General features: G+C 57.1%; 22 protein-coding genes and 1 riboswitch. Of the genes, 11 read left to right on the plus strand and 11 right to left on the minus strand.

All coding sequences use genetic code 11. The annotated features are described in order from the left end of the window. The first annotated feature begins 154 nt into the window (after positions 1–154). On the plus strand, positions 155–1,054 hold the full coding sequence (locus tag ABLV66_RS08505) for a LysR family transcriptional regulator (protein ID WP_047051025.1): 900 nt from the start codon (positions 155–157) through the stop codon (positions 1,052–1,054). On the opposite strand, the gene ABLV66_RS08510 is transcribed toward ABLV66_RS08505, so the two are convergent. Together ABLV66_RS08510 and ABLV66_RS08515 are read right to left on the minus strand one after the other, a co-directional pair. Continuing rightward, positions 1,044–2,387: an NCS2 family permease gene (locus tag ABLV66_RS08510; protein WP_047078266.1), complete on the minus strand. Its 1,344-nt coding sequence runs from the start codon at positions 2,385–2,387 to the stop codon at positions 1,044–1,046. The two genes, ABLV66_RS08505 and ABLV66_RS08510, sit on opposite strands and share 11 nt — an antisense overlap. 2 nt (positions 2,388–2,389) lie before the next feature. Then, the gene (locus tag ABLV66_RS08515) at positions 2,390–4,201 is read right to left on the minus strand and encodes an adenine deaminase (protein ID WP_047078265.1); all 1,812 of its coding nucleotides are present in this window, start codon (positions 4,199–4,201) and stop codon (positions 2,390–2,392) included. Positions 4,202–4,325: 124 nt separating this feature from the next. Between ABLV66_RS08515 and ABLV66_RS08520 the strand changes: the two genes are divergently transcribed. Beyond that, positions 4,326–5,237, plus strand: coding sequence for a LysR family transcriptional regulator (locus ABLV66_RS08520; protein ID WP_047044855.1), 912 nt, complete (start codon positions 4,326–4,328; stop codon positions 5,235–5,237). Here the strand turns inward: ABLV66_RS08520 and ABLV66_RS08525 are convergent. Both ABLV66_RS08525 and ABLV66_RS08530 read right to left on the minus strand, forming a co-directional pair. Next, positions 5,234–5,656, minus strand: a complete 423-nt coding sequence (locus ABLV66_RS08525) for a universal stress protein (protein WP_315711215.1) — start codon at positions 5,654–5,656, stop codon at positions 5,234–5,236. The genes ABLV66_RS08520 and ABLV66_RS08525 overlap by 4 nt on opposite strands. Positions 5,657–5,797: 141 nt before the next feature. Next, positions 5,798–7,774 carry an alkyl/aryl-sulfatase gene (locus ABLV66_RS08530; protein WP_047044849.1) on the minus strand — a complete coding sequence of 659 codons (1,977 nt, stop codon included), beginning with the start codon at positions 7,772–7,774 and terminating at the stop codon, positions 5,798–5,800. A 215-nt stretch (positions 7,775–7,989) separates the two neighbouring features. Between ABLV66_RS08530 and ABLV66_RS08535 the strand changes: the two genes are divergently transcribed. Next, positions 7,990–8,625, plus strand: a complete 636-nt coding sequence (locus ABLV66_RS08535) for a helix-turn-helix domain-containing protein (RefSeq protein WP_348876008.1) — start codon at positions 7,990–7,992, stop codon at positions 8,623–8,625. Positions 8,626–8,668: 43 nt separating this feature from the next. On the opposite strand, the gene ABLV66_RS08540 is transcribed toward ABLV66_RS08535, so the two are convergent. Then, on the minus strand, positions 8,669–10,645 hold the full coding sequence (locus ABLV66_RS08540) for an alkyl/aryl-sulfatase (protein ID WP_348876007.1): 1,977 nt from the start codon (positions 10,643–10,645) through the stop codon (positions 8,669–8,671). A gap of 284 nt (positions 10,646–10,929) precedes the next feature. Further along, complete coding sequence (locus ABLV66_RS08545) at positions 10,930–11,355, minus strand: hypothetical protein (protein WP_348876115.1); 426 nt, start codon at positions 11,353–11,355, stop codon at positions 10,930–10,932. 294 nt (positions 11,356–11,649) lie between these two features. Between ABLV66_RS08545 and ABLV66_RS08550 the strand changes: the two genes are divergently transcribed. The 4 genes from ABLV66_RS08550 to fbaB all read left to right on the plus strand — a co-directional run bounded on the left by ABLV66_RS08550 (position 11,650) and on the right by fbaB (position 14,974). Next, on the plus strand, positions 11,650–11,967 hold the full coding sequence (locus ABLV66_RS08550) for a DUF1493 family protein (protein WP_045391193.1): 318 nt from the start codon (positions 11,650–11,652) through the stop codon (positions 11,965–11,967). Positions 11,968–12,071: 104 nt separating this feature from the next. After that, a riboswitch (TPP riboswitch) is annotated at positions 12,072–12,168 on the plus strand. 34 nt (positions 12,169–12,202) lie between these two features. Then, a complete protein-coding gene (gene thiM / locus ABLV66_RS08555; protein ID WP_315711214.1) occupies positions 12,203–12,976 on the plus strand; it encodes a hydroxyethylthiazole kinase in 774 nt (257 codons plus the stop codon). Continuing rightward, on the plus strand, positions 12,973–13,773 hold the full coding sequence (gene thiD / locus ABLV66_RS08560) for a bifunctional hydroxymethylpyrimidine kinase/phosphomethylpyrimidine kinase (RefSeq protein ID WP_015706078.1): 801 nt from the start codon (positions 12,973–12,975) through the stop codon (positions 13,771–13,773). The genes thiM and thiD overlap by 4 nt, the downstream gene beginning before the upstream one ends. 148 nt (positions 13,774–13,921) lie before the next feature. Continuing rightward, entirely contained in the window at positions 13,922–14,974 is a 1,053-nt protein-coding gene (gene fbaB, locus ABLV66_RS08565; protein ID WP_015365768.1) for a class I fructose-bisphosphate aldolase, read from the plus strand. 62 nt (positions 14,975–15,036) lie between these two features. Here fbaB and ABLV66_RS08570 read toward each other — a convergent pair whose 3' ends face one another. The 3 genes from ABLV66_RS08570 to ABLV66_RS08580 form a co-directional block, all read right to left on the minus strand. Beyond that, positions 15,037–16,320, minus strand: coding sequence for an RbtT/DalT/CsbX family MFS transporter (locus tag ABLV66_RS08570; RefSeq protein ID WP_165430572.1), 1,284 nt, complete (start codon positions 16,318–16,320; stop codon positions 15,037–15,039). 82 nt (positions 16,321–16,402) lie between these two features. Beyond that, positions 16,403–18,010: an FGGY-family carbohydrate kinase gene (locus ABLV66_RS08575; RefSeq protein WP_289578119.1), complete on the minus strand. Its 1,608-nt coding sequence runs from the start codon at positions 18,008–18,010 to the stop codon at positions 16,403–16,405. A 32-nt stretch (positions 18,011–18,042) separates the two neighbouring features. After that, positions 18,043–18,792 (minus strand): SDR family oxidoreductase, encoded by a 750-nt coding sequence (locus tag ABLV66_RS08580; RefSeq protein WP_015365771.1) that lies wholly within the window; start codon positions 18,790–18,792, stop codon positions 18,043–18,045. A 288-nt stretch (positions 18,793–19,080) separates the two neighbouring features. Between ABLV66_RS08580 and ABLV66_RS08585 the strand changes: the two genes are divergently transcribed. Beyond that, positions 19,081–20,094 carry a LacI family DNA-binding transcriptional regulator gene (locus tag ABLV66_RS08585; protein WP_045398223.1) on the plus strand — a complete coding sequence of 338 codons (1,014 nt, stop codon included), beginning with the start codon at positions 19,081–19,083 and terminating at the stop codon, positions 20,092–20,094. A gap of 12 nt (positions 20,095–20,106) precedes the next feature. Here ABLV66_RS08585 and ABLV66_RS08590 read toward each other — a convergent pair whose 3' ends face one another. Then, complete coding sequence (locus ABLV66_RS08590) at positions 20,107–21,048, minus strand: sugar-binding transcriptional regulator (RefSeq protein ID WP_045398229.1); 942 nt, start codon at positions 21,046–21,048, stop codon at positions 20,107–20,109. Positions 21,049–21,244: 196 nt separating this feature from the next. Between ABLV66_RS08590 and dalD the strand changes: the two genes are divergently transcribed. From dalD to ABLV66_RS08605, 3 genes are all read left to right on the plus strand, one after another. Next, on the plus strand, positions 21,245–22,630 hold the full coding sequence (dalD, locus tag ABLV66_RS08595) for a D-arabinitol 4-dehydrogenase (protein ID WP_348876005.1): 1,386 nt from the start codon (positions 21,245–21,247) through the stop codon (positions 22,628–22,630). Continuing rightward, on the plus strand, positions 22,621–24,084 hold the full coding sequence (gene xylB, locus ABLV66_RS08600) for a xylulokinase (RefSeq protein WP_348876004.1): 1,464 nt from the start codon (positions 22,621–22,623) through the stop codon (positions 24,082–24,084). Before dalD ends, xylB begins: the two co-directional genes overlap by 10 nt. A gap of 65 nt (positions 24,085–24,149) precedes the next feature. Further along, complete coding sequence (locus ABLV66_RS08605; protein WP_321140158.1) at positions 24,150–25,427, plus strand: RbtT/DalT/CsbX family MFS transporter; 1,278 nt, start codon at positions 24,150–24,152, stop codon at positions 25,425–25,427. A 34-nt stretch (positions 25,428–25,461) separates the two neighbouring features. Here the strand turns inward: ABLV66_RS08605 and yegS are convergent, their stop codons facing one another. Next, positions 25,462–26,355: a lipid kinase YegS gene (yegS, locus tag ABLV66_RS08610; RefSeq protein ID WP_047078109.1), complete on the minus strand. Its 894-nt coding sequence runs from the start codon at positions 26,353–26,355 to the stop codon at positions 25,462–25,464. Between the last annotated feature and the right edge of the window lie 34 nt (positions 26,356–26,389).

Raw genomic sequence — 26,389 nt, forward strand, 5'->3', positions numbered from 1 at the left:
TAGCAGCCTCGTATCATTCCTGAAGCGCTGCTGAAATGGCAAGCACTGGTTTTTTAAAAAGTGTAAGCAAAACACGGCTGAAGTCTTGTGCCGCTTGCGTTGTTACGCGGTAAATCGCTATTTTGGGAGCATTCTGAAGCTTTGGAGAATTGGCATGTTCAGGCTGGAAGATCTGACCTTATTTGTCCGCGCGGCGGCGTTAGGCAGTTTTAGCGAGGCGGCACGAGAAGCGGGGCAGCAGCCAGCGCAGGTAAGCGCGGCGATCAAACGCCTGGAAACGACGCTTAATATTCGCCTCTTTGCTCGTTCGACCCGTAGCCTGCGTCTGACTCCGGAGGGCGAAACCTGGTTGCCCTATGCCACTCAGATGCTCGATACCTTACAGGCCGGGTTACAGAAAATTCAGGCGCCGGGGGATGAAGTGCGCGGCACGCTGCAAATCTCTGTGCCATCCGACCTTGGGCGCAACCTGCTGCTCAAGGTATTTTGCGCTTTTCGCGAACGTCATCCGGCGCTGAGTCTGCGGCTGCACTTTTCCGATCATCTGACCGACGTGTTTAAAGATCCGGTGGATGTCGCTTTTCGCTACGGCTACCACGAAGACGCTTCGTTTATCTCGCTGCCGGTCGCGCCGGAGAATCGCCGGGTGTTAGTCGCTTCACCGCAGTGGATTGCCCGCCACGGTCAAATCAGTAGTCTGGAGGAGTTATCCCGGCACAGTGCGCTACTGTATGTATTACGCGGCCGGCCTTTTGACCGCTGGCCGCTGATTTCAGGTAATGAAGTACATACCGTGGAGATGAACGGCGCGATCATGAGTGATGATGCGGAGGTGATCCGTCGGCTGGCGGTAGCCGGGGAGGGGATCGCTTATAAATCGTTTCTCGATGTCAGCGACGATCTGCGGGAAGGAAGACTGGTGCGGCTGCTGCCGGACTATCAGGGCGATTTAACGCCGTTGAATATGATTTGTCCGCACCGCAAACAGCTCTCTGCCGCGGTGCGTTTGTTATATCAAGAGGTGAAATCACATTGTGAAGCGCTTAGTGCTTAACTAAGGTCGCGAAATAATAGATTAGCGGGATCGCCAGCACCCACAGGCCAATCGGAATTTCACGCCACTTGCCGGCGATCGCTTTGATGACAATGTAAAACAGCAGTCCGCCGGCAATACCGGTGCCGAAGCTGTTGGCGATGAGCGTAATCATCACCATCATGAGGACCGGCAGTCCATCGGTAAAGTTACCCAGATCGACTTTGCGCAGGCCGCTGAACATATTCAGGCCAATCAGAATTAACGCCGGCGCGGTGGCCTCTTTAGGGATCATGAGCGCCACCGGCGTAAACAGTAGCATCAACAGGAACATCACCGCCGCCGAGAGCGCCGTGAGGCCGGTCTTGCCGCCGGCTTCCGCCGCCGCGGATGATTCAATCAGCGCCGTAGCCGCCGGAATACCGACCCACGGGCCCAGCGCGGCGGCAATCGAATCGACCATAAACGGGCGATTAATCTGCGGCATGTTACCTTCTTCATCCAGTAAACCCGCTTCGCCACCGACCGCCAGGGTCGTGCCCATGGTCGAGAAAAACTCGGACGCGAAAAAGACGAACAGGAACGGCAGAAAGGCGATATTTAATGCCCCCAACAGATCGATTTGCCCGAACACCGGAGCCAGCGAGTGCGGAACATCAATAAAGCTGCCCGGCAGCTTTGTTACCCCGAACGGAATACCCACCAGGGTGGCGAACAGAATGGCCCACAGTATCGCGCCGGGCACTTTACGCGCCTGTAGCGCTATCGCCAGAAACAGGCCGCACAGCGCCACCAGCGCGCCGGGGGCAAGAAAATCGCCGAGCATCAGGGCGTTGGTTTTGGCATTCGCCAACACCAGCCCGGCATTGCGAAAGCCGAGAACCGCGACGAACAACCCGATCGAGGCCGTCAGCCCCAGTTTAATTGATTGCGGTACCGAGCGGGTGACCACTTCGCGCAGGCCAAATTGGGTCAGCAGGAAGAAGAGGATCCCCGACCAGCAGGCAATTCCGAGGCCAATCTGCCAGCCAATACCTTCGCTGCCCGCCAGCGTCACCCCTACCAGTACCGAGCCGCCAATGCCCGGACCGACGATAAACGGCAGGTTGGCGTAAAACGCCATTAATAGCGAACCGGCGACAAAAACCAGGATAGTGCCGGTGGTGGCGGCGCCTTTATCCATTCCGCCAATCGCCAGCAGCCCTGGAATGACCACCAGTAAATAGGCGGCGGCGAGAAAGCCGGTGATCCCGGCCAGGCATTCGGTGCGTAGCGAACCGCCCCGTGCGCGCAGCGCAAAGCGGCGCTCCAGCCAGTGGCTACGGGCAGAAGTATGAAGTGTGTTATCGGCCATGCTCAGGCTCCCTGAGGATTATTGTTGTGATGAGTTGGCGCCGGTGTCTCCCGGCAGGCTATCAACGGGTCAACTATCTGGCGGCTGCCGCCGTCGGTTAAACCCAAATCGGTTAAATGCGGCCCGGCGTTGCAGGCGAGGCAGGTGCCTTCAATCGCCTTAAATACCCGGTATGGCGGCTCCCAGTCGGCGACTTTACTGCTTAAATCTCGCAGCTCGCGGAACTGCCGCGCCAGCTCGGCGGCGGGAAGATCGGAGAGCATGCCGGCAATCGGCATCGCCACATGGGCCAGGATCTCGCCCTGTTGCGCCAGCGCCATTCCGCCGCCGGAAGCGATCAACTGATTTGCCGCTAGGGCCATATCCTGAGCATCGCGCCCGAGCACGACCAGGTTATGTGAATCATGCGAGTAGCTGGTGGCGATGGCGCCGCGCAGCTCGCCCCAGCCTTCGAGCAGGGCGATTTGCGGCGTTGCCTGATGGCGGCCGTGGCGGTGCTTAACCCATATCAGGCTAAAGCCCGCGGGCAGTTGTACTTCACCGTCGCGGATCTGTACTTCTACTTCACCCCATTTCGTGAAGCGCGCGCCGCTGATGTGGCGCAGACGGGCGACGCCATGGCGAATGCCCTTAATTCGCAGGATAAAGTCTTCCGCGGCGAGGGGCGCTAACTGCAGAGTATCACGCGGCGGCGTCACGCCGGGCGCGGCGGCAAGGGGGGTTAGCAGATGACCGCTGCGAGCGATAAGTTTGCCGCCGACATAGACCTCCTGAGCCTCGAGTTTCTCCAGCGAATCAAACACCACCAGATCCGCGCGCCGTCCTGCGGCAATCAGCCCAAGATCGTTACGCTGCAGGCGAATAGCCGCATTGAGGGTGGCGAAACGCAGCACATCGACCGTTGGCAAACCGTGTTCAATCAGCAGGTTGAGCAGGGCGATAATGCCACCTTTCTCCAGCAGCATATCCGGCGGGACGTCATCGGTGCAGACGGTGATTTGCGAAGAGAGATGCGGCAGCGTTTTTAACGCCGTAACGATATCGGGCAGCAGATAGGGGTGTGAGCCGCGAATTTCGATAGTCAGCCCGGCGCGCAGTTTTTCCAGCGCATCGGCCGCTGAAGTCAGCTCATGATCGGAGGTGACGCCGGCGGCGAGGTACGCTTGCAGGTCAGCACCGCTAAGCCCGCGGGCGTGTCCCTCAATCAGTTTGCCGCTGTTAAGCCCGGCCTGGACAATCTCCTGCATCCGTTCGCTACCGTTCAGCACACCGTGCATGTCCATCACTTCCGCCACGCCGCGTACTTCCGGCCAACCGAGCATAGTTTCCATTTCAGCGCCGGCGAAATCAGCGCCGGACATTTCGAGACCTGGCGTAGAGGGGACGCTGGACGGCGCGGCCACCATCACCTGTAGCGGCAGGTGGCGACTGGCGTCAACCGCGTAGCGCACGCCATCGACGCCGAGCACGTTGGCCAGCTCATGCGGATCCCAGAACACCGCGGTGGTACCCTGCGTCAGGACAATTTCGGCGTAGCGCTCGGGCGGTAAATGCGAACTTTCAAGATGAACGTGAGTGTCCATCAAACCCGGTGACAGATACCCGCCTTGCAGCGAGCGCACTTCATGGGCGTCGGCGCGGCTACCGCGCGGATGCACGCTGGCAATCATTTCACCCACAATGCCGACGTCAGCGTCGCGGACTTCGCCAGTGGCCATATCGACGATCTGCGCATCGATAAGCAACAGATCAAACGGGGACTCGCCGCGCGCGGCCTGTACGGCGCGACGACGGACTTCAGCATTGCTGGACATAACAACTCCGCCACAAGGATAATGCGGATACTCTAGGGGCACAGCAAACGTTTGCCCAGATGAATAAATTTATCGCCCGATAAGCTCGGGTTATCCTGTATGACCACCGGTAGCGAACCTGACAATGAACGAACCCTGGCAACGTCTGCCCGCGCTCTCACTAAAGCAACTGCAGTATTTTGTGACCCTGGCCCAGCTACGCCATTTTACCGATACCGCCAATAGGCTGGCGATTAGCCAACCGGCGCTCAGCAGCGCGCTGCGCCAGATAGAAGCGGTGCTTGGGGGCAAGTTGGTCAATCGTACCGCCTCGGCGGTCACCCTGACGGAACTGGGGGCGGCGATTTTACCTCATGCCCAGCGGATACTGAGCGTGGCCCAGGCATCTTTTTTTGATATGCAACAGATCGTGGAAGCGGGCGGCGATGGCACGGTGCGAATAGGCCTGGTTCCGTCGGTGAGCTCACTGCTGTTTCCGCTGCTGCCGCAGACCCTGGCGCAGGCCTTTCCGCGTCTGCGCATCGAATTTCATGACCAGACCAACGATGCGTTAATGCGGGCGCTGCAAAGCGGTGAGATTGATTTTGGTATCGGCGCCATCGACAGTTCGCTGCCGGCTGAGCTACTGGTTTATCCGCTACGCGAGGATCCGTTCGTGGCGGTACTGCACAGCGATGATCCGCTGGCTGCGCAGCCAAATTTACCGTGGAAGCAACTGGTAGGCCGTGATATTGCCGTTTTCTCCAAGGGGAATATCCAGCGGCTGGTGGCGGCGCTGGTGGAAAGCCAGCGTTTGACCTTAACGACGCGTTACCAGGTAGACTATATCGAAACCCTTTATGGGCTGGTGCGTTCGCGACTGGCGGTGGCCATTCTCCCGGCGCTGTATACGACCTATCTCCAGGACCCGGCGTTAAAGGTGGCGCAACTACAGCAGCCGGCACTGACGCGGACGGTGGCCCTGATGCGCGGGCCGCAGGCGCTACCGCCATTAATCGAAGAGTGTTTTTCTCTGTTACAGTCCGCATTGCGCTAGGACAGGTGTTTTATCAGTACGTCCACCGTCAAATGGTTGATGTACTCCAGCGAGTGCGAGGACAGCACCCCCAGCAGCCGGTTATGGTGTCCGGCGATAATTAAATCGATATGGCGTTGTTGTACGCACTCTTCGACATCAGCAAAACGGCGGGTCGTCACCAGCGATAGCGTCTGTACCGGCAGGGCGACGGTCACCGCCAGCTCGTTGAGCAGGGCTTTGGCCTGAATGACCTCTTGCGATACTTCATCATTCTGCAGGCTGTCGGACACGTAATTAAGTGCCCGGTAGTCGGTGCTGATGTGGGCGATGGTAATCCGCATCCCGTTTTCCTGCGCCATCCTGGCGGCGTGTTGTAGCAACGGAACACCATCAAGGCTGCTATTAATCAGTACCAGCGCATGGTGATAAACGGTCATATATACCTCCGCGCAATAAAACAGTCCTGAACTCATTTTGAGCCTGCGGCGAGGGGAACGCAAATCAGAACATGCGAGTCGAATGGATAAAAAAATCCCCCGCGGCCAGAAAGGGCGCGAGGGAGATTCAGCGATTATCGCTTACGGGGTGACAATGTTGAACCAGAATTCAAATTTGTCCATGTAGCTCAGCATTTCATCGAGCTTAGCGCCATTGCCGCTAATCTTGACGTCGCCCTTATCTTCAGCCTGCTTCAGCGTTTCCTGTTTCAAAATGATCTTGTTCAGGGTATCGCGGTTCAGAGTAATACTGGCGTCAGCGTTGTCTGCTACCGCATTAGCGGTGTGGTTAAGCACGCCATTTTCCAGCTCCAGCTTATACTTCCCGCCATCTGTACCCAGATCGATATTGAAGACCGCTTTCGCCGCGCCGGCTTTCTGGCCGTTGATATGTACGCCCAGATAGTCGAAGAACATCTCCGGGGTCATCGCGCGCACGGTATCCGGGCTGGCGGTATTTGGCGTCGGGAGTTTCTGTACGCCGTTACGCAGTTCCTGCGCGCCGGTCAGGTAGAAGTTGCGCCAGGTACCGGCTTCCGCCTGGTAACCTAACTGCTCCAGGGCATCCGCTTCGAGATTACGCGCATCGGTATTCTGCGGGTCGGCGAAGACGATTTTACTGGTCACCTGCGCCACCCAGCGGTAGTTCCCCTGCTGATAGTCGGCTTTGGCTTTCTGCATGATGGCATCGGCGCCGCCCATGTATTCAACGAACTTCTTCGCAGCCTGTTGCGGCGGCAGCTCGTCGAGGGTCGCCGGGTTGCCATCGAACCAGCCGAGGTAGTAAACATAGGTCGCTTTCACATCGTGGCTGACGGAGCCGTAATAACCGCGGCTCGACCACTGTTTCTCCAGCGATTCCGGCAGCTTGAAGTTAGCGGCGATTTCATCGCGGGTCAGGCCTTCGTTGGCCATGCGTAGGGTCTGGTCGTTGATGTAGCGATACATGTCGCGCTGACCTTTCATCAGCTTGATAATGTTGTCGTTACCCCAGGTTGGCCAGTGGTGCTGAGCGATAATGACTTCAGCATCGTTGCCCCAGCGGTCGATCGCGGCGTTGATGTATTTTGACCACGCCAGCGGGTCGCGGATCTTCGCGCCGCGCAGCGAGTAGGTATTGTGCAGGGTATGGGTAACATCCTCTGCCGCTTCAATCATTTTCTTCTCTTTGACATACCACAGCATTTCCGACGGCGCTTCGGAACCCGGCGCCATCATGAAGTCGTAGGTCAGACCATCTATCACTTCCTGCTGGCCGGTTTTGGTGATGTAGTTGGTCGGCTGGATAAGCGTCACGGTACCTGCGGAGGTGGTGGTGCCAAGACCGGCGCCGACCTGCCCTTTGGCGTCAGGCTTCAGCAGGTTGCCGTACATGTAGCTGGCGCGGCGGCTCATTGCGGTACCGGCCATGATGTTCTCGGAAACCGCTTCTTCCATAAATCCGGCAGGGGCGTAGATTTTCACCTTACCCGCTTTCACGTCGGCTTCATCAACCACGCCGCGGATACCGCCGTAGTGATCAACGTGGCTGTGGGTGAACAGCACGGCGACAACCGGCTTTTTACCACGGTTGGCGTAATAGAGATCCATCGCTTCTTTCGCCGGCTCGGCGCTCAGCAGCGGGTCGATAACGGTTATCCCTTTCTCACCTTCAATGATAGTCATGTTGGAGAGATCGAGATTACGGATCTGATAAACCCCGTCGGTGACTTTAAACAGGCCGCCGATATTAATCAGCTGCGACTGGCGCCACAGGCTTGGGTTAACGGTATCCGGGGCTTTTTCACCTTCTTTGACGAAGTCATACTTTGCCGGGTTCCAGATAACGTTGCCTTGCTCGCCTTTAATCATGGTTTGCGGCAGCGCGGCGATAAAGCCTTTATGCGCGTTATCGAAATCGGTTTTATCGGCAAACGGCAGTTTGTTGTACAGCGCGTTATTTGCCTGATGAGTTGCCGGAGTGGCGTCCTGTTGCTGGGCGGCAGCGAAGGCGGAAAGCGACAGTGAAGTTAAAACACCGGCCAGAGCCAGATGTTTAGCGATCTGATTTAATTTCATTGCATGGCCTCTTAGATTATTTGTTCCGCTATCAGTGTTTAATATCAGCGGGTAATTTAAATGCAGACTAATTACTGGCCATTTTAAAGCGAATACTTTGCGTTGATAGTCCCATATGGGACTGGTCATTCTCAAAGAAATAATCGCCCTCGAATCTGCTATCACTTCGCTGCTATACTCGATATCACAACAGACGGCGTAGCAAGGTGTATAGCGTGAATTTTCAGGATATCCATAGCTATTATCAGCAACTCAACATTGATGCCTTTTTTCCGCAAATAATGGCACAAGGGGAGCCCCTGACGGTTGCGGCAAATAAAAAATTAGCAATTCAGCCAGGGTATATTTATTTTTGCACTGAAGGTTCGCTTTCAATATTAATGCCGGAGAATGGCCTTCATATTGGTAATTCCATTGAGTATATGCCGATTGGACTTATGGAAAGGTACTGCCCGCTGGCGAAGTTTGAATACATCGGCAGCGCGGCGGTGAAGCTGGTCAAAGTCACTTATGATGTTTTTGACCAAATCTTTTTACGCGGCGGTCCTGAACGCGTGCAGGAGTTGGCGACCATTCTGACCTATATGTCGATTTTTACTATCGATCTTCACAACGAACGCCGGCAAATGACCAGCTACCAAACCATCAGGCCGATGCTGTTTCGTTATCTTTATCGCCAGAGTACCCATCAGGGGGAAAATGAAGGCCTGGCGCTGTTTATTATTAAGCGCACTAATCTGTCGCGCACGCATGTATTTCGCGTACTGGCGGATCTAAAAGCCGGGGGCTATATCACGATGAAGCGCGGCAAACTGGTTTCGATCGACCGACCGCTGCCGGAAGCTTACTAGTAGAAAGGAAACTCCCGCGACCGATGGTCGCGGGAGCAGGGCATTATGGCGTGACGATGTCGAACCAGAATTCGAAATTGTCCATATAACCCAGCATTTCATTGAGCTTATCGGCGTTACCGGTGATTTTCGCGTCGCCATTATCGACGGCCTGTTTAAGCGTCTCCTCTTTGAGGATGATCTTATTCAGGGTGGCGCGGTTGAGGGCGATAGTGGTATCGGCATCTTTCGCTTCCGCGTTGGCGGTATGGTTCAGTACGCCGTTTTCCAGCTCCAGCTTATACTTGCCGCCGTCGCTGCCGAGATCGATATTAAACACCGATTTCGCGTTACCCGCTTTCTCGCCATTGATATGTACCGCCAGATAGTCGAAGAACATTTCCGGGGTCATCGCGCGCACGGTATCCGGGCTGGCGGTGTTCGGGGTAGGACCTTTCACCACGCCGTTACGCAGTTCCTGCGCGCCGGTGAGGTAGAAGTTACGCCACGGGCCGGATTCCGCCTGGTAGCCTAACTGCTCCAGCGCATCCGCTTCCAGATTACGCGCATCCTGGTTTTTCGGATCGGCGAAGACGATTTTGCTGACGACCTGAGCAACCCAGCGGTAGTTACCCTGGTCAAAATCCTCTTTCGCTTTCTTCATGATGGCATCGGCGCCGCCCATGTAATCGACGAATTTTTTCGCCGCTTCTTCCGGCGGCAGCTCGTCGAGGGTCGCCGGGTTGCCGTCGAACCAGCCGAGATACAGCACGTAGGTGGCCTTCACGTCGTGGCTGACAGAGCCGTAATAACCCCGGTTAGCCCAGGTGTTGGCAAGGCTCTCCGGCAGTTTGAATTTAGCGGCGATTTCATCGCGGGTCAGCCCTTCGTTGGCCATGCGCAGGGTCTGATCGTTAATGTAACGATACAGGTCACGCTGGCTCTTCAGCAGGTTAACCACGTTTTCGTTGCCCCAGGTCGGCCAGTGGTGTTGAGCCATAATAATTTCGGCCTTGTCGCCCCAGCGCACAATTGCTTCGTTGATGTACTTCGACCACGGCAGCGGTTCGCGGATTTTCGCGCCGCGCAGCGAATAGGTGTTGTGCAGGGTGTGTGTCACGTCTTCCGCGGATTCAATCAGTTTTTTCTCTTCGATGAACCACAGCATTTCCGACGGCGCTTCCGAACCCGGCGCCAGCATGAAGTCATAGGTCAGACCGTCAATGACTTCTTTCTGCCCGTCTTTTTCGATGATATTGGTCGGCGCAATCAGGGTCACGGTACCCGCCGAGGTGGTGGTGCCAAGGCCGGCGCCGACCTGTCCGGTGGCCGATGGTTTCAGCAGGTTACCGTACATGTAGCTGGCGCGGCGGCTCATGACGTTACCGGCCATGATGTTTTCTGCGACCGCCGCTTCCATAAAGCCGGACGGTGCGTAAATTTTCACTTTGCCGGATTTTACATCCGCTTCATCAACTACGCCGCGCACGCCGCCGTAGTGGTCAACGTGGCTGTGGGTATAGATAACGGCGACGACCGGTTTCTTACCGCGGTTTTGGTAATACAGATCCATGCCCACTTTGGCGGTTTCTGCCGACACCAGCGGATCCACGACGGTAATGCCTTCTTTACCTTCGATGATGCTCATATTGGAGAGATCAAGATTGCGGATCTGGTAGACGCCATCGGTGACCTCAAACAGGCCGCTAATATTGATCAATTGAGACTGACGCCACAGGCTCGGGTTGACGGTGTCCGGGGCTTTTTCACCTTCTTTGATGAAGGAGTACTGCTGCGGATCCCATACTACGTTACCTTGTTCGCCTTTAATGATCTCTGTGGGCAGGGCGGCAATAAAACCTTTGTGGGCGTTGGTGAAATCGGTGTTATCTGAGAAGGGAAGTTGGTTATAGAGGGTGTCGTTGGCTTGTTTGGTGGCTGCGGTCGCTTCTTTTGCGGCGACTTCCGCCCATGCTGACAGGCTTAACGATGACAGCAAGCCGGCGATGGCTAAACCTTTCACTACGGGGGTCAATTTCATTGGAATCCTCTTACCATGATGGCAATTCACTCGTTAATTCCGATCTGACGTGGTGTTACAAATTGTAACGCTTATTTGAACTATAACCAGTTGTTTACATTGAGCAAGTTATGGTTACAAAAAAACTACATTAGTTAAAAAACTACTCACTCGTAGGTAAAATGAGATTTATCCAATGGGATTGATGTCTCTTGTTTAGCGCGGTGTCAGACGTGTCGGTTACTGCGGGGAAGGGGAGAAAAAAGCGGCTCTTAGGCCGCTTTTAAATTAACAAGGAAGCGGCGCTATTTGGCGTAGCCTAAAAATTTACCGTCCTGCATGACGGCGATTTTTCCTGATTGGTAGACTATAAAAACGTATAAACCCTGTGAATAGGTTTTCGCGTCAGCATTGCTTTCGTCTAAAGCCGCGGGTTTGCCATCAACGATCAGCCCGGTTGAGTTTATGACCAGCTTCATGCCATTGAAGATTTTCACTTTTTTGCTGGATTGCGCTTTCTGCACGGGATATAAAGCCTGCGCGTTTTCCAGCGCCTGCTTCTCTGCTGCGGCGTTCACCGCAGCCTGTTTGTTTTGTTCCGCAATATAACAGGCGTCTTTACTGAGCCCCTGGGCTTCACACTCGGCCATACGCTGCGCCGGCGAACTGCAACCAGCCGCGATGGCTGCGCTGAGTGCCAGCAGTATCGTCGAGACGTATTTCACTTTCATCATTAACGACCTTATCGTAGATATTATTTTATACATGCGACGAACATTCATGACAGCGGCGATCGTCCGCGGATCGTTAGCGTGCTTAATTCGTAACGCGTGGTAACTATGTCGTAGGGTGATTAAGCAAATTGTGATCTACATCAACCGCCGTACGGATAACTAAAAAATAGTGTAATCGTTTACAATGCGGTGAAAAGAGCGTCTCTGTGGCAAGCGTACGGGGATGATACAATGACGAGTAATGACGGTGTGCCAATCAGCCATTATGATGAAACTATGGACATACTTCTAATGAGCATTGAACAAGAAATTATTGATTATATATATACTCATCATAGCCATAAGAAATACTGTTTTTTTGGCGATCGTCCAGAAGTCACGTTAGATACTGAATTAACAAAGGGGGGGCTGAATATCATCTGGGAAGATGCAGAAGATACTTTAGATTACTATTTCAAACAATGGAATGTAAAAATGAATGGCTTCGAAATTATCTATTACTTTGAACCTGAGTTTTTAGGTTCCATGCCTCCAGAGAAGCCGCTTAAACCGCTAACAGTACAAATGTTGGTAGAGTCCGCAAAAGCGGGTGAATGGCTGTACGATTAAGGGACATATCGCCGGGAGACATACCGCTTTTACCGTTTACAAGACTTACCGCTGGCATTACTATCCTGAAGAGAGATTAACGGAACGTTAGTCGCCATTTTGTACCAAATGACTCGGGGTGCCCTTCTTTGTGAAGGCTGAGAAATACCCGTACCACCTGATCTGGATAATGCCAGCGTAGGGAAGTCAGAGACCGCATGGTCTGCGCTGCTTCCTCATCTGGCGGGAGCAAACCATGCATGAACCGCTAAATCCGGCGCATATCGCGCACCTGCAGCAGCTTTTCCGCACCTCTTCGCCGCTTGTTCACTGTATGACCAACGATGTGGTCCAGACTTTCACCGCTAACGTCCTGCTGGCTATTGGCGCCTCGCCGGCGATGGTGATTGATTCTACGGAAGCCGCGCAGTTTGCCGCCATTGCCGATGCGCTATTGATTAATGTCGGGACCTTAACCACTGAGCGCGCCAACGCGATGCGAGCGGCGGCGCAGAGCGCCCGCCAGGCGGGAAAACCCTGGACGCTGGATCCGGTTGCCGTCGGCGCGCTGACGCTACGCACTGATTTTTGTCGTGAGTTACTGGAACTGCGGCCTGCGGCGATTCGCGGCAACGCCTCGGAAATCATGGCGCTGGCGGGGAGCAGCGGCGGCGGGCGCGGCGTGGACACGACCGATAGCGCAGCCGCGGCGTTACCCGCCGCCCAGTCGTTGGCGCGCAAGCTCAATACCGTGGTCGCGGTGACGGGCGAGGTGGATTACATCAGCGACGGCGAGCGCACACTAGCCGTGAGCGGCGGGGATCCCCTGATGACGCGGGTGGTCGGGACCGGCTGTGCGTTATCCGCGGTGGTGGCGGCAAGCGCCGCGATGCCCGGCGATCGGCTGCAAAACGTGGCCGCCGCCTGCGGCCTGATGAAAATGGCGGGTGGGGAAGCGGCGAAGCATGGCGGCCCCGGTAGTTTTATTCCGGCATTCCTCGACTCGCTATACGCGGAGGTACATGCATGAAGCGGATTAACGCCTTAACCATCGCCGGCACCGACCCCAGCGGCGGCGCCGGGATCCAGGCCGACCTCAAAACATTCTCCGCACTCGGCGCTTACGGTTGCTCGGTCATCACCGCGCTAGTGGCGCAGAATACCCGCGGCGTGCAGTCGGTATACCGCATTGAGCCGGACTTCGTGGCGGCGCAGCTGGATTCGGTGTTTAGCGACGTGCGAATCGATACCACGAAAATCGGCATGCTGGCGGAAACCGATATCGTTGAAGCGGTGGCGGAGCGTCTTGCCCGCTATCAGATTGCCAACGTGGTGCTGGATACCGTGATGCTGGCGAAAAGCGGCGATCCGCTGTTATCCCACTCGGCAATTGCGACGCTGCGCCAGCGCCTGCTGCCGCACGTTTCACTGATCACCCCGAATTTGCCGGAGGCCGCGGCGCTGCTCGATGCGCCGCATGCGCAAAGCGAGCGCGAGATGCTGGAACAGGGCAGGGCGCTGTTGGCATTAGGCTGCGGGGCGGTATTAATGAAGGGCGGACATCTGGACGACGCCGAAAGCCCGGACTGGCTGTTCACCCGCGAAGGCGAACAGCGCTTTACCGCGCCGCGCGTGCAGACCAAAAATACCCACGGTACCGGCTGTACGTTATCTGCCGCGCTGGCGGCGCTGCGTCCTCGCTATGCCGATTGGGGACAAACCGTCGCCGAAGCGAAGGGTTGGCTATCGGCGGCGCTGGCGCAGGCCGATTCGCTGGAAGTGGGGCACGGTATCGGCCCGGTACATCATTTCCACGCCTGGTGGTAAATGGCAGTGAAACGAGACAGCAGAATCTACTGAAAAAATGCGCGCCCGGCTGGAAAATATGCTAACTCGGTACCAGGCTTAACCTGCCCAAAATTTTTGGGTTGGGATAAAACATGCTGGCTGCGGCCAGCACTTACGGGAGATAGCTATGACTGATATTACGCAGTTGCTTGGCAAAGATGCCGACAGCCTTTTACAGCACCGTTGTATGACTATTCCAGCCGATCAACTCTATTTACCGGGCGCGGATTACGTCGACCGGGTGATGGTGGATAACAACCGCCCGCCTGCGGTGCTGCGTAATATGCAGACCCTCTACAATACCGGGCGTCTGGCCGGAACGGGGTACCTTTCCATTCTGCCGGTCGACCAGGGCGTAGAGCATTCGGCGGGCGCGTCATTCGCCGCCAACCCGCTCTACTTCGATCCGAAGAATATTGTGGAACTCGCCATCGAAGCCGGCTGTAACTGCGTGGCTTCTACCTATGGCGTACTGGCCTCGGTATCGCGCCGCTACGCGCACCGCATTCCATTCCTCGTTAAGCTCAACCATAACGAAACCCTGAGCTACCCGACCGAGTATGACCAGACCCTGTACGCCAGCGTTGAGCAGGCGTTCAACATGGGCGCGGTTGCGGTTGGCGCGACGATCTATTTTGGCTCCGAGCAGTCGCGTCGGCAGATTGAAGAGATCTCCGCCGCCTTCGAGCGCGCGCACGAGCTCGGCCTGGTCACCGTGCTGTGGGCCTATCTGCGCAACCCGGCATTCAAAAAAGATGGCGTCGATTACCACGTTTCCGCTGACCTGACCGGCCAGGCCAACCATCTGGCCGCCACCATCGGCGCTGATATCGTGAAGCAGAAAATGGCCGAGAATAACGGCGGCTATAAGGCGGTGAACTTCGGTTATACCGACGATCGCGTCTACAGCAAGCTGACCAGCGATAACCCGATCGATCTGGTGCGCTATCAGCTGGCAAACTGCTATATGGGCCGTGCCGGGTTGATTAACTCCGGCGGCGCGGCGGGCGGCGAAACCGATCTCGCCGATGCGGTGCGCACGGCGGTGATCAATAAACGCGCCGGCGGCATGGGGCTGATCCTCGGTCGTAAAGCGTTTAAGAAATCGATGAGCGAAGGCGTGAAGCTGATCAATGCGGTGCAGGATGTCTATCTGGACGGCAAAGTCACTATCGCATAAGGCAAAAATCCGGGCGTGAGGCCCGGATTGACTCTTTTACTTACCCCGGTCTCCGGGGTTTTTTATGATTTTGCTGCGCTGACGGTCAGCGGTTTAGCCGCTTCGCTGGTAGCAAACCCTGGCTGTTCAACGCGAATAAACGGGCACAGGAAGAAGGCGAGAATATAGAGCGCGGTATAGGCCACCACCACGCCGATGGTGCTGAAGTGCGGCAGCAGCACCACCGCAATCGCCGGCGCGAGGAAATTCGACAGCCCGGCCGACAGGTTGTAGACCGAAATCGCCGCCCCTTTATGCTTTGGCTCCAGCGCCGGGAACACCGCCGCCATCGGCACGAACGCCGCGACAAAAATCCCCAGCGCAATCGCCGGCACCAGCGCCATGGCGAAGTTATGCCCGAAGTGCTGCGGCAGGTAGTAAAACGCCAGGCTCGACAGCGCCATGCCGATGCAGCCGAACCAGCGCACCACTTTCATCCAGCCCAGTTTCTCCGCCACGATACCCCAGAAGACGTTGGAGAAGATGGTGGTGAAGAAGAACGCCGCCCACACCTGCAGCCATTCGGAAGTAGTGAAACCGAGCTCATCGACGAACATCATCGGCATGACCACCGCGAAGCCGAACAGCGACAGGGTGTTGATAATGCGCACAATGCTGGAGAGCATAATGCTGCGGTTGGTGTAGATAAGGGTCACCGCGCGCCCCAGCTCGGAGAACTTCTCGCGGGTGGTGAGGTTCTGCATATGGCGCGGGGTTTCGGTGTTGCGCAGCGCCGCCAGGGCAATCAGCCCGCCGGTGACGCAGAACGCCAGCGCCAGCCACAGAGTGCCCATCTCGCCAATGTGCGGGATGGTGAAGCTCGGGATATAGCTGCCGAACACGCCGATGCCGACGGAGTAGACCGCCCAGAACCAGCCCAGCGCCGAGCTGGAGCTGTCGCTGCGGACGTTATGGATAATGGCGACGATGAACGAGTAGAGGAACAGCGGATAGGCCAGACCGCGGATACCGTAAAACAGCAGGATTAAGGCGTAGTTGGCGCGGCCGAGGCCGAAGACGAGGAACAGGACGTGGAACACGCACCACAGCACAAAACCGATAAACATGGTTTTACGCGGGGTGATGATTTCCGCGACCACGCCGGAGACCCAGGCCGAGAGGGCAGCGGCGAGGCCGTAGAGGGTGAAGGCGAAAGAGGCCTGTGCCGGGCTGAAGCCCAGCTCCTTGATGTAGTGCGAGAGGAAGGCGAGTTCAAAACCGTCGCCGGTCATAAACACGGCGATGGCGACGTATCCCCAGATAAGGTTCAGCGGCAGACCGAACCACTGTTTGTTATTAACGGACATGTTAACCTCGATTTCAGGATGCAGAGGAGCGGCTCCGCTGCACAACAGCGGAGCATTATTGTTATTAAATTAAAGAGGTACGTTATTCGCGGATTAGCCGACCGGCCTGTTGTAGCGCTTTGTAGGCCTCATACCTGCGTTGATGCAGCGGGCTAAACGCCGTTTCGCTGCGATAGGTTTTATCCACTCTGGTGAACCGCTTCATGGCGTCCGGCAGCGAGGCGGCGACGTTACCCGCGACGGCGCCGAGGATGGCGGAGCCCAGTAAGACTGGTTCGCTGCTGGCGGTGCTGACCACGGTTACGCCACAGGCATCGGCCAATAGCTGGCGTACCAGCGGGTGCTGCCCCGCGCCGCCGCTGATAACGATATTTTCGCTCTCAATACCACAGGCGCGTTGGGCATCAAGGATCTGCCGCAGGCCGTAGCCAATCCCGCATAATCCAGCGACATACAGCGCGGTCAGGTTATCAAGATCCCGCTCCATCCCCAGCCCGGCAATCAGCGCTTTCGCGTGGGGGTCGGCAAGCGGCGCGCGGTTGCCGAGAAACTCCGGCACGACGTGCAGTCCATCTGCCAGCTTCACCGCCTCCGACGGCGAGGCAACCTGCGCCAGCACGCGATCCGCCAGCCAGACCGGCAGTGGAACGGCGGCGGCTTTGGCCTGTTCGCGCGCTTCGGCCGCCGCCGGATGGAAGCTCAGTAACTGGTCGATAGCCGCGCCGGCGGCGCTTTGTCCACCTTCGTTCAGCCAGTAACCCGGCACCATCGCCGAATAGTAAGGCCCCCAGACCCCAGGGACGAACACCGCTTTCTCGGTGGTGGTCATGGTGCAGGAGGAGGTGCCGAAGACGTAGGCCATATTATTCACCGCGCCGTTGAGTACGCCAACGGTGCCAATGCCGCCGGCATGGGCGTCGATCATCCCGACCGCCACCGGCGTACCGACAGGCAGACCCATCTCTTCGGCCGCCGCCGCGGTTAACCCATCACCACATGGCGTTCCCGGATCGACGATACGCTGGCCGATACGGGCGAAGTCTTCTTCCGCCAGCTCTGCGAGGCCAATCTGGCGGAAGTAGTCGGCATCCCAGCGCTTTTCATGGGCCAGATAGGTCCATTTACAGGTGACGGTACAGACGGAGCGGGCCAGATCGCCAGTCGCGCGCCAGGTGAGGTAGTCGGCCAGGTCGAAGAAGTGACGCGCACGGGCATAAGTCTGCGGGCGATTTTCTTTCAGCCACAGCAGCTTCGGCGTTTCCATCTCCGGAGAGATAGTCCCGCCGACGTATTGCAGCACCGGATGGCGGGTGGCATTGATGCGTTCCGCCTGTTCGGTGGCGCGGTGATCCATCCAGACGATGATATTGCGGTCCGCCTCTTCGCTGGGGCCGACGGCCAGCGGCGCGTCATTCTCCCCGATTACCACCAGCGAGCAGGTGGCGTCGAAGCCGATACCGGCTACCGAGTGCGGAGAGACGGCGGCCTTTACGACCGCGCGTTTAATGCAGTCGCAAACCGCCTGCCAGATTTCGCGGCTGGATTGTTCCACCACGCTGCCGGCGCTACGGAAGAGGGTTATCTCCCGGGTGGCGTGGGCCAGCAGTTCGCCGCTGAGGTTAAATACCCCGGCGCGCACGCTGCCGGAGCCGACATCGACGCCGATGAGGGTTTGAGTCTCGCCATTCATAAAATCGTCCTTTTAGTCACCGATACCGGGGGTTATAAATCAACGCTGTTAGGCAGAATAACCAGGTCGCGCACGGTGACGTTTTTCGAACGGGTGACCATAAACAGCACCGATTCGGCAACTTCGATAGGCTGCATCAGGCTGCCGTTGGCCAGCGCTTCTTCCATTTTCTCTTTCGGCCAGTCATCGAGCAGGGCGGTGACCACCGGGCCCGGCAGTACCGCGCCGACGCGGACGCCGTGCTGGGAAACCTGGCGGCGGGTAGTATGAACAAATGCCTGTACGGCGAATTTTGAGGCGGTATAGATAGGTTCCCAGATAACCGGCACCACGCCGGCGATGGAGCTGGTGAAAATAATATCGCCGGATTTTTGCGCGATCATATGCGGCAGCACGCTACGCACGCAGCGGAAGGCGGCGTTAGTATTGAGGTGCAGCACGCGATCCCAGACGTCCGGGTCGCCCTCAGCGACCGGGCCGCCGATGTAAGCGCCGGCGTTGGCGTGGAAGATATCGAGACGGCCGGCAAGTTGCAGGATGCCGTCAATGATCTTATCCACCTGCTCGCCCTGCATCAGATCGACCTGTAAAGCAAAAGCGTTTTCGCCAAGCTCTGCCACAATCTTGTTGAGCTTTTCGCCTTCACGGTCGATCAGAACCACCTTCGCGCCCGCGCCAAGCAGGGTTTTCGCGCATTCAAGACCAATGCCGGAAGCGGCGCCGGTGACCGCGGCGACTTTGCCGCTAAGAGAAGTATTCATAGAGGATACAGAGTGGTTCATTTTATAATCCTTCATGTTGTCTGTTTTGCTCATCAAGCGGGACTCGACGAGCTTGAGGAGCGGTTACCTGCTACAACAATCTGGCCTGTCAGAGCAGGAGTAACTAAGTTAAGCTATTGAATATCAGCACCATTTATTTCAATTTGCTGATGTCTGAACGATTATTGAGTGTATACGCTAGCGAGCGTCATGGTTGCTCAATCGATGAAGCTAATGTTGCGCCAGCTTCATCGATTGAGCAAGTGGGGAAATTAACAGCGAAATGAATTTGTGACGCAAGTTGGGAAAATGAAAAAAATCACTATCTACGATCTGGCGGAATTATCCGGCGTTTCGGCAAGCGCGGTGAGCGCGATCCTCAATGGCAACTGGAAAAAACGCCGTATCAGCGCCAAACTTGCGGAAAAAGTGACGCGGATTGCGCAAGAACAGGGCTACGCGATTAATCGCCAGGCCAGCATGTTGCGCAGTAAAAAATCGCATGTCATCGGGATGATTGTCCCCAAATACGACAACCGTTATTTTGGTTCCGTGGCGGAAGGCTTTGAAGAGATGGCGCGTGAGCGCGGCCTGCTGCCGATTATTACCTGTACTCGCCGTCGACCGGAGCTGGAAATCGAAGCGGTGAAAGCGATGCTTTCCTGGCAGGTGGACTGGGTGGTGGCGACCGGGGCGACTAATCCGGATAAAATTACCGAGCTTTGTCAGCAGGCGGGGGTGCCGACGGTCAACCTTGACCTGCCGGGCTCCACCGCACCGTCGGTGATCTCCGATAACTACGCGGGCGCCCGCGCGTTGACCGATAAAATTCTTGATAACAGCCTCAATCGCCACGGCAAACTGGCGCCGCTGTTTTTTGTCGGCGGGCGCAGCAGCGACCACAACACCCTGGAGCGTTTGCGCGGATTTCGCGATGCCCATGCGGCGCGGGGCATGAGCGTGCCGGATGAAAATATTCTTTCTCCGGGCTATTCAAAAGGCAAAGTAGAAGCCTGCATGCAGGCGCGTTTCAAAAGCGCTGATGAACATCTTCAGGGGTTCTTCGTTAACTCGACCATCTCGCTGGAAGGGGTGGTGCGATGGCTGGCCCAGCTAGGGCTGACCGGCGCCGAACAGCCACCAATGGGCTGTTTTGACTGGGATCCGTTTGTTTATCTATTGGGTCACGACATTGACATGGTGCAGCAGAACGTACCGGCGATGCTGGAAGCGGTATTCAATATCATCGACGCTGGCGAGGCCAGCCAGCAGCGGGTAGAGATCCCGCCGCTGCTGATTAGCAGCCGCGAGCATCTGGCGTGAAAACCGCTGGCGCTAGCGCGTCAGCAGCCAGCGGGCGGTATGTTCATCGGTCACCAGGCCGTTAATCCAGCCGCCTTTTAACGCCGCGAGGATCGCCGGGCGCTTGTTCTCGCCACAGGCGACGGCTATGCGCGGGCACTGATTTTGGCGGATATCGTAGCTGGTGATCAGGCGATTAATTTCGCTGTCGACGACGCCGCCGTCGGCATCGATAAAGCGGCCGAGGATCTCGCCGATGCCGCCGCGCGCCGTCAGTTCATCCAGTTGGGCCTTATTAATAAATCCGTCTTTGAAGATCGGGCTTTGGGTCCCCAATGGGCCGATACCGACGAAAATAACGTCCGCCTGCTGTGCGGCGGCAGATACGTTGCTGAACAGGCGGCTGCCGCACCACATCTCATGTTCCTGACGGGTTTGCGCATAGCGCGGCGCGGGCCACTGGTAGTAGTTGGCCTGAATTTTCCGCGCCAGCAGCAACGGCACGTCGTCGTAGTAGTTGCATTTCCCTTCATCGTTCATTGCGCTAATCAGCGCCACGCAGCGGCTGTTGGGGCTATCGAAATCAATGCGCTGGATGGTTTTTTTCAGCGTTAATCCAGAACCAATGCCGATTATTTTGGCGTTATCGCTCTGCAGGTAGCGGGCCATCAGCTGATAACAACCGAAGGAAACGCTATCCAGCGTGCTCTCCTCGTTGTAGGTCGGCACGATATTGCACTCGATGAGTTGATACTTTTCCTGCAACAACTGCGCATAATCGAGGCAGTTCGCCACCGGATGATGCAAACCAATTGACACAATGCCTTCTTCCTTCGCCGCGGCGATCAGGCGCTGGACCACCGGCCTTGAGGTGCCGAGATGGCTGGCGATTTCGCTCTGATTCTGACCGGCAATGTAGTACATCCATGCGGCGCGGACCTTCTGATCCAGCCTGATGTCGTCTTCTTTACTCACGTTATCCTGCCTTAAATACGCGGGCGCAGTAGCGCAGATACCCGCATTTTGGCTGCGGTTTTCCAAACAGGCAAGCTTTTGCTCTGAATTGGTCATTTGTAATTTTATTGGGTAATTGTTCTTTTGTGATCTGTAGCTCTTATTTGATTCAAATGATCATCTACAGTGAGCCGCATCACCTCAAGGAGAGCAGAACATGAATACGCAATTCACATGGCTTCACATTGGTCTCGGGTCTTTTCATCGCGCCCATCAGGCGTGGTATCTGCATCGACTGCGGGTTTCCGGCGATTCGCGCTGGCATATCGCGGCGGGAAATATTCGTAATGACGCCGAGCATGTGGTGCAGGCGCTGGCGGAGCAGGGAGGGCGCTATGTCCTCGAGACGGTGAGCCCGGAAGGGGAGCGAGAATACGAAGAGATCGCCTCAATTCAAAAATTACTGCCGTGGCAGGCGGGGCTGCAGCCGCTGATTGATGAAGGCGCGAACCCGCAGACCAAAGTCATTGCTTTCACGGTGACGGAAGGGGGCTATTACCTCAATACGCAACATCGCCTGGAGACCAGCAACGCCGATCTGCAGGCCGATTTGCAGGGGGATTGCAAAACCATTTATGGCACCATCACCCGGATTCTTGAAAAACGCATCGCCGACGATGCTGGTCCGCTGACGCTGCTTAACTGCGACAACGTGCGCCACAACGGCGAGCGTTTCCATGATGGACTGGTGGAATTTCTGCAGCTGACCGGTAAACAGCAGGTTATTGACTGGCTGGCGGTGAACGCGACCTGTCCAAACACGATGGTCGATCGTATCACGCCGCGCCCGGCCGCCGATCTGGCGCCACGTATCAAAGCGCAAACCGGCATCGACGATAAAGCGCCGGTGATGGGCGAAACCTTTATTCAATGGGTTGTGGAAGATAATTTCCGCGCTGAGCGCCCGGCGCTTGAGACGGTGGGCGTCGAGATGGTGGTGTCGGTTATCCCCTATGAAGAGGCGAAGATCCGCATTCTTAACGCGTCACATAGCTGTATTGCGTGGGCGGGAACCCTGTTGGGCCAGCAATATATTCACGAGAGTACGCTTACCGATGCCATCTACGCCATCGCCGACCGTTACGTCAGTGAAGATGTGATTCCGTGTCTGGGCGATAACGGCATCGACCTGGCAACCTATCGCGACGTGGTACTCAAGCGTTTTACCAACCCCTATATCCAGGACACCAACCAGCGGGTGGCGGCAGACGGATTCTCAAAAATCCCGGCGATGATTGCCCCAACCCTGCAGGAGTGCTACCAGCGCGGCGTGCGCCCGCAGGCTACCGCTATGTTGCCGGCGCTGTTCTTTGTCTTTATGCAGCAGTGGCATAAAGGAGCTTTACCGTATCAGTACCAGGACGGAATTCTTGATGAGTCGGCGGTACACGCCATGTTTAATTCGCCTGACCCGATCGCCCGGTACGCCGGTGATAAAGCCCTGTTTGGCGAGCTGGCGGAATCGGCGGATTTCCACGCGCTGCTGCGTGAGCAAATCGCCGCCGTTTACGCGCTGACCCAGCAGGAGGCGCTATGTATTTAGGTATCGATCTCGGCACTTCGGAAGTTAAAGCGCTGGTGCTGGATGAAAATAATGCGGTCGTCGCCAGCCATAGCGCGCCGCTGACCATCCAACGGCCGCATCCGCAATGGTCTGAACAATCGCCGCAGGCGTGGTGGGAAGCGACGGAATACCTGATTGCCACTCTGCGCGAGAAGTGCGCGAGCCATTGGTCGGCGATTAAAGCCATCGGCCTTTCCGGACAGATGCACGGCGCCGTGCTACTGGATGCCAGCGGCGAAGTGATTCGCCCGGCGATTTTATGGAATGATACCCGCTGCGCGCAGGAGTGCGTCGAGCTTGAGGAGATGGCGCCGGAGCTGCATCAGGTGGCCGGTAATCTGGCGATGCCGGGATTTACCGCGCCGAAACTGCTGTGGGTGCGGCGTCACGAGCCGCAGCATTTTGCCCGTACCGCTTGCGTACTGCTGCCGAAAGATTTTCTGCGCTACAAGATGACCGGCAAAAAAGTCTCCGATATGTCGGATGCCGCCGGCACCCTGTGGCTGGATGTTGCGCGACGGGACTGGTCCGACGCGCTGCTGCAAAAGTGCGGCCTGACGCGGCAACAAATGCCGGAACTGGTTGAAGGATGCGACGTTTCCGCCACGCTGGCGGCAGACATTGCCGAACGCTGGGGGCTTAATCCTTCGGTGCTGGTGGCGGGGGGCGGCGGCGATAATGCGGTCAGCGCGATTGGCGTTGGCGCGGTGTCGCCGGGAGACGCTTTTATCTCGCTGGGTACCTCCGGCGTGCTGTTTGTCGTCACCGACCGCTATCGTCCGGCGCCGCAGTCGGCGGTGCATGCTTTCTGTCACGTGCTGCCGAACCTGTGGCACCAGATGAGCGTGATGCTCAGCGCCGCCAGCTGTCTGCAGTGGTTCTGTCGTCTGACCGGCACCACCGAAGTGGCGCTACTGGAGGAGATAGCCCAGTTAAGCGAAGACGAAAAAGCCAATGCGCCATACTTCCTGCCTTATCTTTCCGGCGAGCGTACGCCGCATAACGATCCGCTGGCGCGCGGTATGTTCTGGGGAATGACCCATGCCAGCCAGCGCGCTCAACTGGGATATGCGGTGCTAGAGGGAGTGAGCTTCGGCATTGCTGACGGCCTGCGCGCGTTGCAGGAGAGTGGAACCCGTATCGACCAGTGTTCACTGGTCGGCGGCGGTGCCCGCAGTCCATTCTGGGCGCAACTGCTGGCGGATATCCTGGCGATGCCGGTGGTGACGCATAAAGGCGGGGAAACCGGCGGCGCGCTGGGAGCGGCGCGGCTGGCCTGCCTGGCGGCGGGCAAACCGCTGGCCAGCGTTTGCCATAAGCCGGAAATCTGGCAAACCTGGCAGGCGGATCCGCAGCGTCATCAGACGCTGATGCCGCGTTACGCCCATTTCCAGTCTCTGTACCTCAACGACCGACATTTTCGACAGCAATAAGACATAAGACGCTCCGGCGAAGCTGCCGGAGTGATTCTCCTGCACCCTACAACAACGAGGTCACCATGTCCGTTAATCACAAACAGTGGATGGGTCTGCCGCTGAATCTTATCTGGGGATACGTCGCCATCGCCGTGTTTATGACCGGCGACGGTTTTGAACTCGCCTTCCTCTCGCACTACATCAAGGAGCTGGGCTTCAGCCCGGCGCAGGCCTCTTTCGCCTTCACTCTCTACGGCCTCGCCGCCGCCCTCTCGGCCTGGGTCTCCGGCGTGGTCGCGGAAATCATCACCCCGCGTAAAACCATGTTTATCGGTTTTGTGCTGTGGTGCGTGTTCCACGTCCTGTTCCTCGTCTTCGGCCTTGGCCGCGCCAACTACGCCTTAATCCTGCTGTTTTACGGTATCCGCGGCCTGGCCTATCCGCTGTTCCTCTATTCGTTCATCGTCGCCATTATCCATAATGTCCGCAGCGACAGCTCCAGCTCGGCGCTGGGCTGGTTCTGGGCGGTCTACTCCGTCGGCATCGGCGTGTTCGGCAGCTATATCCCGAGCTTCACCATCCCGCACATTGGCGAGATGGGCACCCTGTGGCTGGCGCTGGCGTTCTGCGTCACCGGCGGGCTGATTGCCCTGGCGGCGCTGCGCAACACCGAAACCCCGCGCCATATGCAGAACCTCACCACCCGCGAGAAGTTCTCCGAACTGGGGCGCGCGGTGACCCTTATCTACACCAACCGCAGCATTATGCTCTCCAGCATTGTGCGCATTATCAACACCCTGTCGCTGTTCGGCTTCGCGGTGGTCATGCCGATGATGTTCGTCGATGAGCTTGGCTTCACCACTTCCGAATGGCTGCAGGTGTGGGCGGCGTTCTTCTTCACCACCATTTTCTCCAACGTCTTCTGGGGTATCGTGGCGGAGAAACTGGGCTGGATGAAAGTGGTGCGCTGGTTCGGCTGCATCGGCATGGCGCTGTCGAGCCTGGCGTTTTACTACCTGCCGCAGCACTTCGGGCATAACTTCGCCATGGCGCTGGTGCCGGCGATTGCGCTGGGGATTTTCGTCGCGGCGTTCGTGCCGATGGCGGCGGTGTTCCCGGCGCTGGAGCCAAAGCATAAAGGGGCGGCGATTTCGGTCTATAACCTGTCGGCCGGGTTGTCGAACTTCCTCGCGCCGGCGATTGCGGTGGTGCTGCTGCCGCACTTCAGCACCATCGGCGTGGTGGTGGCCTATACCGCGCTCTATCTGCTGGCGTTTTGTCTGTGCCCGTTTATTCGTGTCGATCAGCCGGGCTTTGCCCGTAAGGCAAGCGGCGTCAGGGAAGGGGTAGAATATTCATAACGTTATCAGGGCGGGTATATCCCGCCCTGATGTTTTAACGCAGTAACATACAGTCCGGCGGCAGACGGCAGCGTAGCGCCTCGCCGAGGATTTCCATACGGAAGGATTTGCCGCTCAGCGGTTCGCCATCCAGGTTGAAGGTCATTTCATGGGCTGCGGTGACTTCAAACCACGGCGATACGCCGTCGATCAGATTTGGTGAATTATCGGGATTAGCGAGGGTGCTAAACAGCGCAGGCAGCAACTCTTCGCCGGTAAAAATACGCAGATGCAGTAGCCCGTCGTTAATTAATGCTTCAGGACACAGTTGCTGACCACCACCGGCCTGGCGGCCATTGCCGATGCCGATAACCAGCGCGTCGCCCTGCCAGTGAAAGTTCTCGCCGCGAATTTCGCAGCGGTCCGGCTTCAGGGTATCCATGCGCGTCAGGCCGTGAATCAGATAGGAGACGCCGCCGAGCGCGGCTTTCAGTTTTTCCGGCGTTTCGGTGGTGATACGGGTACCAAAGCCGCCGGTGGCCATATTGATAAATCCGGCCTCGTTATTCACGCGAACCACATCAATAGGGACGTCGCGCCCGGCTATCGCCAGCTTCAGCGCGCTGGCTAAGTCCTGCGGGATGCCGACGCTGGTGGCGAAATCATTGGCTGTGCCGAGGGGGAGTATTCCAAGCGCCATGTTGCTGCCGCGCTGGACCAGCGCGGTGGCGACTTCATTAATCGTGCCATCGCCGCCGCCGGCAATCACCGTCGCCACCTTGAGCGTTTCGGCTTCCTCGACAAAACGAATCGCATCGCCTTTTTCCCAGGTCACGCGGACGTGTATCTCGATACCTTCTTCGCGCAGGAGATTAACGGCTTCGCGCAGTTGTGGCTCATTCGCGCCTTTACCGTTGAGAATTAATAAGCTGGCTGGAAATTGGGTCATCCTTTATCGCCTCATTCTTAGTCGTCATCCTCAG

It is taken from the genome of Klebsiella sp. CN_Kp073 (assembly GCF_040065495.2).
GTDB classification, from domain to species: domain Bacteria; phylum Pseudomonadota; class Gammaproteobacteria; order Enterobacterales; family Enterobacteriaceae; genus Klebsiella; species Klebsiella aerogenes.